8 protein-coding genes are annotated in these 9,342 nt (G+C 40.0%); 1 reads left to right on the plus strand and 7 read right to left on the minus strand.

Going from position 1 to position 9,342, the window contains the following annotated elements; all coding sequences use genetic code 11:
• Positions 1–101: 101 nt before the first annotated feature.
• From Q0954_RS31210 to Q0954_RS31235, 6 genes are all read right to left on the minus strand, one after another.
• Positions 102–1,826 carry a DUF4157 domain-containing protein gene (locus Q0954_RS31210; protein ID WP_299464968.1) on the minus strand — a complete coding sequence of 575 codons (1,725 nt, stop codon included), beginning with the start codon at positions 1,824–1,826 and terminating at the stop codon, positions 102–104.
• Between the two features lie 560 nt (positions 1,827–2,386).
• Positions 2,387–2,551 (minus strand): hypothetical protein, encoded by a 165-nt coding sequence (locus Q0954_RS31215; protein ID WP_299464971.1) that lies wholly within the window; start codon positions 2,549–2,551, stop codon positions 2,387–2,389.
• A gap of 66 nt (positions 2,552–2,617) precedes the next feature.
• On the minus strand, positions 2,618–3,316 hold the full coding sequence (locus tag Q0954_RS31220; RefSeq protein WP_299464973.1) for a hypothetical protein: 699 nt from the start codon (positions 3,314–3,316) through the stop codon (positions 2,618–2,620).
• Between the two features lie 83 nt (positions 3,317–3,399).
• The gene (locus tag Q0954_RS31225) at positions 3,400–4,356 is read right to left on the minus strand and encodes a tetratricopeptide repeat protein (RefSeq protein ID WP_299464976.1); all 957 of its coding nucleotides are present in this window, start codon (positions 4,354–4,356) and stop codon (positions 3,400–3,402) included.
• Positions 4,357–4,944: 588 nt separating this feature from the next.
• Entirely contained in the window at positions 4,945–5,856 is a 912-nt protein-coding gene (locus Q0954_RS31230; RefSeq protein WP_299464979.1) for a leucine-rich repeat domain-containing protein, read from the minus strand.
• A gap of 177 nt (positions 5,857–6,033) precedes the next feature.
• The gene (locus Q0954_RS31235) at positions 6,034–6,591 is read right to left on the minus strand and encodes a YqgE/AlgH family protein (protein ID WP_002694627.1); all 558 of its coding nucleotides are present in this window, start codon (positions 6,589–6,591) and stop codon (positions 6,034–6,036) included.
• Between the two features lie 170 nt (positions 6,592–6,761).
• Here Q0954_RS31235 and Q0954_RS31240 point away from each other — a divergent pair, with 170 nt between their 5' ends.
• On the plus strand, positions 6,762–8,048 hold the full coding sequence (locus Q0954_RS31240) for a glycosyltransferase family 2 protein (RefSeq protein WP_299464987.1): 1,287 nt from the start codon (positions 6,762–6,764) through the stop codon (positions 8,046–8,048).
• 649 nt (positions 8,049–8,697) lie between these two features.
• Here the strand turns inward: Q0954_RS31240 and Q0954_RS31245 are convergent.
• On the minus strand, positions 8,698–9,237 hold the full coding sequence (locus tag Q0954_RS31245) for a transposase (protein ID WP_299464990.1): 540 nt from the start codon (positions 9,235–9,237) through the stop codon (positions 8,698–8,700).
• Positions 9,238–9,342 lie beyond the last annotated feature (105 nt).

Here is a 9,342-nt window from a genome sequence, read left to right on the forward strand (position 1 = left end):
ATGGCAAGTTTTTTTAACGAAGCATGTCCAAAAAAGATGAGGTTAAGAATGTAAATTTATTTTGACACCGTTCCTTATGGTAAATAAATTGATCTCTACAATTAAATAATAATATCCAAAGGCAAGGGACTCCAGTAAATACCATCCAGGTTAATGTATTGCCCTTCATCAAAATACTTTCTCACGAGCATATCTAAGGTACGAATCTCATTGCGTGGTCTTTCGTTAGTTAAATACTCTTGCTTTGACTTAGTTTCTTTAAACGTTTTATAATCAGAAACTTGCTGTTCGAGTTGTTGTGTTTTAGTTTTCAATTGTTCTGTCAAAGTAGTGTATTTTGGGTCCTTACTATCAAGCTTATTGATACGCATATTCAGAGACTTAATATCTCCCTCTAGTGAGTTAATTTTAGCTTGAAACTGCTTCTCGTTTTTATCATAGTTTTTGTCATACTTAGGGTTTTTTACTTGTACTATATCCCGTGCATCTAGTTCTATAATTTGCCCGCCGCCTAAAGAGAGACATACGTGCGTACCGTTTTTTCCAATCACAATCACATCTCCACGTGGAATGTTTTGATATTGTCTACGTACTCGGTTTAACCAATCTTTTTGTTGTTGTTGCTTATTTATTTTTGAATTCTTTGTTGGCTTTAGCTTTTTGTTTACTTTTATTGAACCCCTGTGGTCACGGTAAATTTGTCTGGCAAGTTTAGGTATAGGGTCCGATGATTTTTGAACAGCTTGTTGATTGGCTTTTTTGATATAGCTTTTATCTACTAGCCCAGCATTGAAAGCAGCTAATAATACCGCATTCCAACAGTTGGCAGAGTCTGGTAAGGGTGCATCTTTTTCAGGGTTGTTGAGCCAATCTTTGAATGAAGTAGCCTGAGAACCCATCCATTTCATATCATCTTTCTGATTTTGAAGTTTTTGCATCTCAATAATCATCCTTTCAGACTCGGAACGCGTAGCATAGTGTGGTAACTTGAGATCCTGCTTGACAATACTATGTTTTTCACTATAACCTGTTGGTTTTAAACCTAATGCTCTGCCTATGTCATGTACATTTCTATAAACCGTCTGATCTTCTTCTAGCTCATCTAGTTTTCTCAAAAATGGCGCAGGGTGATAGTATCTGGCAATTTCTTCTTGTAATTGCATCTTTGAAATACTGGCTAATAGTTTCCCAAACTTCCCTTGCACTGGTGCCCCTTGCTGGGTATTGCCCAGTGATGACTTCATGTTACCCCCTTGCTTTAGCTGAGTAGGTTGCATACTCATTGCCTTATCGCCAATGTCGTCCGCTTCTTTCTCTAGCTTGGGGTCGTTGTTAATGCCTATGCCATTGTTGCCTTGAATGGTAGGTTGTACCCGTCCCTGGGCTTGTTGGCCAATGTGGGCGAGCTCGTGCCCCAGGTGCTTTTCTTTGCCAGGGGCTATCTCTACAGTATTGCCTTGGGCATAAGCTTCGGCTTTGAGCTGGGCGGGTTTGCCAGAGTTATAGTTTACCTTGGCTTGCGTTACATCTACCCCCATGATATTACTCACGTTGGCTTTTACTTGCGCCTCGTTTACATTGCCGCTGCTTTTGCTACTGCCAGTGTTGCGTTGTATGGGGCGTTGTTTTGCTTGTATGGGAACCTGTTTTGCCTGCACGGGAGCTTGTTTACTTTGAATAGGGGGCAAGTCACTTTGCGATGATTTTATGGCGCTTGCTGCCTTGTTTTGCACCACCTCTGGCAATTCTTTTTTTTGCACAGTAGGTTGATTTTGCGTCTGCTGTTGATTTTGGTCGGCTTCGTTGCTTTGCTGTAGTTTAGACATAAATGTTGTGATTACTTCTATTAGTTATAGGGGTAAAAGCAGGGTAGCCTCCCTTTGTAATCAGAGATTATTATTTTTTTTCAAGAAGACAGGAAAAACTTGATAGGGTGATATTAATTATTGATGAACTCAAAACTCTACAGATTTTATAACTATCTAATAAATCACTGATAATCAACACTTTAATCAGGTAAGGTGTTTCTAGTAAGTTTTAGAATAATATCTCAATATATTTCTAAAAGTAGTTTACTTACCTTGTATTCGGTAATTTTTTACGGGAAAACCAAATATTGTATTGACTTAGATATTTGTAGATCAATCTAAATTTAAAACATTAAACACTTGATTATCAACACCTTAGTTTATCGCTTGGATAATCTGTAGAGTTTTCAGTGATGAAGGTAAAAAAAAGATTGCCAGAGGTGGCAAAATTAAGCAAAACTCGTTGAACTATGCTTTTCTCAAAACGAGCACCAATACTCAACAGATGATACAACAAAGGGTTGATAACAGCGCGTTATCAACCCTTTGTTCCTTTTTATTTTTACCAAAAAATATAATTACATCCCAAAGTCAATAGAGACTTCTTTGATAGTGGCTTCTTTCGTTGAAACCACTTCTTCGGAGTTGGTCACGGCGTCTGCTTCATACATTGTCTCATTGGCATCGTCTTCGCCAAATGCATTGCGGGTATCTTCGCTTATGTCTATCTTTACTATGCACATAATATTCAATGTTTTAATTGGGTAATTGCTTATTTCTAAAACATCTTGAGACACTTAAAAGTTCATTCAGCGCTTTCTGGGTGTTGTTTTCTTCTTAGTTGCTGGTTTCTTTCGTGCAGTAGTTTTTTTAGGGGCTGGTTTGGCGCGGCGTCTACCCAAGCGGCTGGCAATAAACAACAATAAAGGAATGACCAACGAGCCCATAATCCACTCTTTGTTGTCGTTAAAAAACGTCACCCAACGCTTGGTTTCCGTGGTGACTACCTGCACACTTTTATCCAATACTGGCAAGTCTTGGTTATAGTCACCTTTGCGTACAATTACCTTTAGGTACAGGTCAAGTTTACCTTCTTTGCGTGGGGTCACATCCCACTCCCACAGGGTATACCCCCGGCGGCTTACCGCCTGAATCTCAGAACTATGTTTAAGTACTTCGAAATCTTGCGGGCTGGCAATTAGTTTTACCCCCATGGCGCTTCCTACCTTTATCTCTTGTATTTTCACTTTTTGCGAACCACGCACGTTTTTCACTATCGAGATACGGTCTTGTCCCCGCGAAAGCCTTACTTCAATGCGTTGCTTTTTGCCCACCCGCATCGAGTCTGGTATGTTATGTAAAAGGATTCCATCCGATTGAGCCGTTTCTCTGGAATTAAGGGCATTGCGGCTCTTATTGCTGCGGTCTGTCTTATTGCTACAGGCCGCCATTGCACCCACTAGCAACATGAGTAAAAATAATTTAGTAATAAAGGGGTTGTTCATCATCGGCAAAACATAAAATTGAACATTTACTCTACAAAGTTAAAGGTAATTCTAACAATATAAACAAATCAACCTTCAATGTCACATTATTTTAGCAAAGCCTTGGCTTTATCTTCATACACCTTGAGGTTAGTCAAATGCCTGGCAAATGTACCTGCTTTGGCAAAGTCATCTAAGGCCTTTTGTCCTTCTTCTTTCTTCAGGTAATACACCCCTCTGGCAAAATACGCCCACCCGCTTTTGTCGTCATACTTGAGCGCCTCTTCTATGTCTTTCCAGCTTTTGTCCAGCTGATTGTTTTCGGCATATAGCCACGCCCGGTTCCCTAAAATATACGCTTCTACCACATTTATTTCCAACGCTTTGTCTAACCAAACAAAAGCCGCTGTAGTGTCACCCTGTGCCGCTTTTACCAAGCCCAAATTGGCATAAGCCAAGTCTTGACGCTTGTTGAGCTCTATAGCCTTTTGCAGGTCTTTGGCAGCAGCCTCATACTTTTTTACTTTATACAACAAATACCCCCTACTACCCAAAGCGTCTGAGTTATTGGGGTTAAGCCTGATTACCTTATCCAAATCTTTGATGGCATCGTTGTACCTTTTCAGCTGCAGGTAGGTAGTAGCACGGCGAAAAAACACGTAACTAGAGTCTTGATACTGAGCAGCCACTACATTATAATCGGCAAGGGCTCCCTTGAGATCATCGCTGGCAAAACGTGCATTGGCTCGGTTATAATAAGCGTCCATGAGTACAGAATCGAGGGCAATGGCTTTATTATAATGATGGATCGCCCTGGAATAGTGTCCCATATTGAATAAGGCGATGCCTAAGTTGTTATAAATCTCTGAAAACGAACTGTCCCGCTTAATTCCCTCGGTATAATAGTAAATGGCTTGCTTATACTGCTGTTTCTTCAGGTTGACATTCCCTTTCAGGAAAAGGTTTACCATACCTTGGTCGTATTTTGATGGCTGACAGGCATAAAATGTGGTAGCTACGACTACCCCAAATAAAAGGTTACATAGTTTCTTTTGGACGTTCATATTACGTGTAACTTTATACAATAATTTTAACAATTCATCAGTTATTCAACTATTGAATGCACAAAACAAACAACAGGACATCAAGGTATCATTTGATGTAATAACCTGCATTTACGCACAAATAAGCGGCATTTATAGCAGGTTTTCTACTAATTTGATCTAAAAGTTCTTTTTATAGTAACTTTTGCAACACATTATTTTAATTTATCAAATTAGTGTACTATATTTGCTTAAAATAAGTCAATATTTTTTTTATTCCACGAAGGTAAGGTTTAATACGATGGCAAACACTGATAACAAAAAATTGATGAAAGATTTAGAGTCAGCAATCAAAGAGCTTAAAGCTGTTCACAAAAACAGGGAAGCTATTTTAAATGAGTTGACTACTAAAACTAAAAAAGACGGTAAATAAAAACCCTCTTTTATCCAATCATCAGGTACAGGCAACAGCTGTATCACATGATCGCTGTGCACTAAACAATAAATATTCTTCAAAGTACTATCAATGCTTACCATCCTCCAAATGTTAAGCATTTCTTTTTTACACCCTCTCTCTTTTTCTATAAACTTCCCTCATTCCCTAAAAAACTACACCTTATACATATTACAGCCAGGCAACCACGCTTTCAATTGCTGTTTTTCGGCTGGTGGCAAAGGGTTGTTTGCCAGATAAATTTCTTTGAGATTTGTAAGTTTACGCAATACTGTCGGCAGCCGAACAAATTGATTGTTACGCAAAATTAGCTTTCGCAAATTAGACAAACCAGCCAAAGTTGCAGGTAAATCAGTCAATTGATTATAGGCAAGGTCTAGTCGAACAAGTGATTGAAGTTGCCCCAATGAATCGGGCAAGCCTTGAAGGTAGTTGTGCCCCAGATTTAAGCTGCGTAATTGGGTCAGTTGCCCCAAACTTTTGGGCAATTTTAGCAAACGGTTATTAAACAAGCTCAAATAATCTAGTTTATGCAACTGCCCTATTTCTTCGGGCAAGTATTCTAAACGTACATGATTCAAAGACAAATTTATTAAATTTTGTAAACGTTTGATTTGGGCAGGCAATACAGGCAATGTATTGTGTGAAAAGATCAACTCGGTTAATTGATGCATTTGGGTAATAATAAGTGGGAAGTTTTGGAAGCTGTTTTCGTAAATACTCAATGACTTGAGTTGTTTTAATTCAATCATTTCGTCGGGTAGGTGGTCTAACTGGTTCTGTTGGAGAGTAAGTTGATGTAAGTGCTTTAGCTGCCCTATAGCGGCGGGAATAGTACCTATAGGATGATTGACAATTGATAAAGTGCGCTGGTTGAACCTGACAATATGTGAAGCCTTTAACTGATGGAGGTTTTTATGCACAAAACATTGGTACAGCTCCAGGTAACTATTCACCAAAGGTTGAAACTCAGGCTTGCCCAATGCTATTTGCAGGGCAAGTTCTACATTGGCTATTTCAGCAGAACCCAAAAGTTGTAAAAAACGATCTTGATCTTGTGCTGTCATTTTTGTTGAGTTAGTCAACAGGAGTTTTGTTAGATGATGTGCCTTTTCAAGTCGGCTTATTGCAAGGGTATGTGTTATTCATTCTTATATTTGTAAATATAACACCCAACAAAAACCTAAGAAACTCCTTCTATAGCCTGGTTTTGCGCCCCTTATCAATTTTCAACTCGTTTTACACTAATTCAAACGTGGGTCAGTAGGATAGTGCGACATCACCTTGTACTTGCCGCCCATTCTACGCAAAACACCTCGCCAAAACTGATCAGGCTCGGTATCAAAAATAAACTTAGCGTCTGAGGCACTCACCACCCAAGAGTTTTGCCCCAACTCTTGGTCTAGCTGTTCTTCGCCCCAGCCCGAATACCCCAGAAAAAAACGAATGTCCTGCTCTTGCAACTTACCCACCCGCAAATACGCCTTGAGTTGTTCATAGTCGCCCCCCCAAAAAATGCCTTTGGCTATTTCTACAGTATTGTCAAACAAATCGGGGGTACGATGAATAAAGTGTAGGGTGTCTTGTTGGACAGGACCGCCAACAAATAAGGGAACATCTTCCAGGATATCTTCTTCTAGCACATCTTTAAGGCTTACATTGGCTTTTTGGTTCAACACAAAACCAAAAGAACCTTTGTCGTTGTGCTCACAGAGCAGTACTACACTCCTCTCGAAGTTTCGATCACCAAGAAATGGTTCTGCTATAAGTAGGTCTCCTTTTTTGACTGATTGTTTTGACATAGATTGTTTTTTTAGATGCTATAAAAAGTCTTTAACTTCTCTTAATATTCAGCACACAACCTGATACTTTATCCAGCAGCGTTTTGCCTGGTAAGTTCATTCGGTGTAGTTTTGTGCCTTTTGCTCAATCATTCAGATTTGCATAATAATAAATCGCAATATCTTATACTATGAAAACGGAAACCTTTCGAGAAAAGATTAGTTTTTACCAACAACGTTTTGGCTATGAGGCACCTCAAATACCTGCCCCATCTCACCCCAAAACCGAGCTCATAATAGTCATTCCTTGCTACGACGAACCCAACCTTACAGGCACACTAGAGTCTTTGGCTACCTGCCAACCACCGCAAGCCCCAGTAGAAGTGATTGTAGTGGTCAATCAGGGAGTAAATACCCCTGAACATAGCATTGCCCAAAACCAACAAACCGTAGCACAAGCCAACGAGTGGATAGCTACAAATCATCAAGAATGGCTTACAGTACACATCATCAAGGCTTACAATTTGCCAAAAAAATCGGCTGGAGTGGGACTGGCCCGTAAAATAGGCATGGATGAAGCTTTGTATCGCTTAGGCGCTATAGGCAACAATGGAGGCATTGTATGCCTCGATGCCGACTGTAGGGTGGCATCCAATTATTTAGTAGCACTTGAGCAAGCCTTTGCCCAAGGTATTCAGTCAGCATCTATCCATTTCGAGCACCGCCCCGATGTGTCAGAAGTCCTACAGGAAGGCATTGTACAATACGAACTGTTTTTGCGTTATTATGTGGCTGCTTTACGCTTGGCGGGGTTTCCTTATGCCTACCACACTATAGGCTCTAGTATGGCAGTACGTGCCCATATTTATGCCCTTTCGGGAGGAATGAACCGTCGGAAGGCAGGCGAAGATTTTTATTTTTTGCACAAAATAGCGCCCTTGGGCAAATATTATGAAATAAGCCAAACTACAGTATACCCTTCATCGCGCACCTCGCATCGGGTACCCTTTGGCACAGGCAAAGCCCAACAAAAATGGCTAGACCATGCTCAAGAAACATTGTCTACTTATGATCCGAAGACTTTTAGTGACCTCAAGGCATTTTTGGACTGTAGCCCGCAATTGTTCCAAATAAATGACCACACATTAAAAGAACTGTACAAAACTTTTCCGGCGAGCATTCAAGCTTTTTTTGGTTGGGAGGAGTTTGCAGCACAGGTACAAGACATTGACCAAAAAACTGCTACTTTAGAAAGTTTTCTAAAGCGTTGGTACCATTGGCTCGATGGTTTAAAAATTCTCAAATACGTGCATTTTGCCCGCGATCATTATTACCCTGAAATACCCATTCACGAGGCAAGTCAGCAACTATTAAACATGCTCAAGCACCCTTCTTCGAGCTCTGCTAATGCCACAGCTTTGTTGGAAACTTACCGCACCATAGACAAAAGTCATCAGGGAATGGTGGCGTTTTTTTAGGCTTGAACTTTAGCAAAGCCAACCAAGAGAACGAAGAACGATCGCAAAGTTTTGTGTTGGTCACGGCAAGCCTAAGACCAACACAGAAGAGGTTGTTTGGGTTGGTTAGTCATCGCGCTGGTGGTAGAAAACTACCCAACTCTTGGTCTTTAGCAAAGCCAACCAAGAGAGCGAAGAACGATCGCAAAGTTTTGAATAAGCATCGTGTTGGTCACGGCAAGCCTAAGACCGACACAGGGGAGGCTGTTTGGGTTGATTGAAATTCGCCTACCCAACTCTTGGTCTTTAGCAAAGCCGACCAAGAGAACGAAGAACAATCGCAAAGTTTTGAATAAGCACTGTGTTGGTCACGGCAAGCCTAAGACCAACACAGGGGAGGCTGTTTGGGTTGATTGAAATTCGCCTACCCAACTCTTGGTCTTTAGCGAAGCCGACCAAGAGAACGAAGAACAATCGCAAAGTTTTGAATAAGCATCGTGTTGGTCACGGCAAGCCTAAGACCAACACAGAGGAGGCTGTTTGGGTTGGTTAGTCATCGCGCTGGTGGTAGAAAACTACCCAACTCTTGGTCTTTAGCAAAGCCAACCAAGAGAACGAAGAACGATTGTATCAAATAAAACAACCTTAACTTTTTCAGGGATTAATTATACTATTCAAACACCTCCATATAGTGAGATAAAAAGTTATATGTATCATCATCATATTCATAAAACCTATAAGAGCTATAAGGATACTCATCCAATGAGTTTGCTAACATCCACTTTCCCTGAAAAGGGTTATTATGTATATAATCTAACTTTTGTTCTATCACCTCTCTAGAGTCATACAAGGCATTTCTGGATTGTTTTTGCCAAAACTGATATTTTCTATCAGAAGCTTTTGCTTTGAAAAAACTCAATACTGCTGGGTGGTATTTTTTCAAGTCCTGAGATATTTTTTGTGCAGTAAATTTAAGAAAGTCTCTTTGCACGTCTTTTAATTCATGGGGAGGTTGTATTTTCCATAAAATATGGATATGATTAGGCATAATAACAAAGCCATATATTTTTGCTCGTTTTTTTTCAACCAAAAAATCAAGGCTTTTAATAATTAGGTTTTTATATTTCTCAGGAGATAAAAGGTTTTGCCACCGCAAAATAGTGGCTGTAAAAAATCCAATGTAGTGATGCTCTGGCAAATCTTCGTCCATAGGTATACCGTTTTAAAAGAATATTATGATTATAGACGTGAAGAAATAAAAATCGGCTACTTTCAGTTCTTGATCTTAAGTAATTAGTTTGAATAAGCACTGTGT

Origin of the sequence: uncultured Microscilla sp., from assembly GCF_947493425.1 — a bacterium.
Classification (GTDB): domain Bacteria; phylum Bacteroidota; class Bacteroidia; order Cytophagales; family Microscillaceae; genus Microscilla.

Excerpts from the sequence above, each read along its gene's own strand:
- Q0954_RS31220 (WP_299464973.1), bottom strand. The coding sequence starts at position 3,316 with ATGATGAACAACCCCTTTATTACTAAATTATTTTTACTCATGTTGCTA.
- Q0954_RS31230 (WP_299464979.1), bottom strand. The coding sequence starts at position 5,856 with ATGACAGCACAAGATCAAGATCGTTTTTTACAACTTTTGGGTTCTGCT.
- Q0954_RS31225 (WP_299464976.1), bottom strand. The coding sequence starts at position 4,356 with ATGAACGTCCAAAAGAAACTATGTAACCTTTTATTTGGGGTAGTCGTA.
- Q0954_RS31245 (WP_299464990.1), bottom strand. The coding sequence starts at position 9,237 with ATGGACGAAGATTTGCCAGAGCATCACTACATTGGATTTTTTACAGCC.
- Q0954_RS31215 (WP_299464971.1), bottom strand. The coding sequence starts at position 2,551 with ATGTGCATAGTAAAGATAGACATAAGCGAAGATACCCGCAATGCATTT.
- Q0954_RS31235 (WP_002694627.1), bottom strand. The coding sequence starts at position 6,591 with ATGTCAAAACAATCAGTCAAAAAAGGAGACCTACTTATAGCAGAACCA.
- Q0954_RS31210 (WP_299464968.1), bottom strand. The coding sequence starts at position 1,826 with ATGTCTAAACTACAGCAAAGCAACGAAGCCGACCAAAATCAACAGCAG.
- Q0954_RS31240 (WP_299464987.1), top strand. The coding sequence starts at position 6,762 with ATGAAAACGGAAACCTTTCGAGAAAAGATTAGTTTTTACCAACAACGT.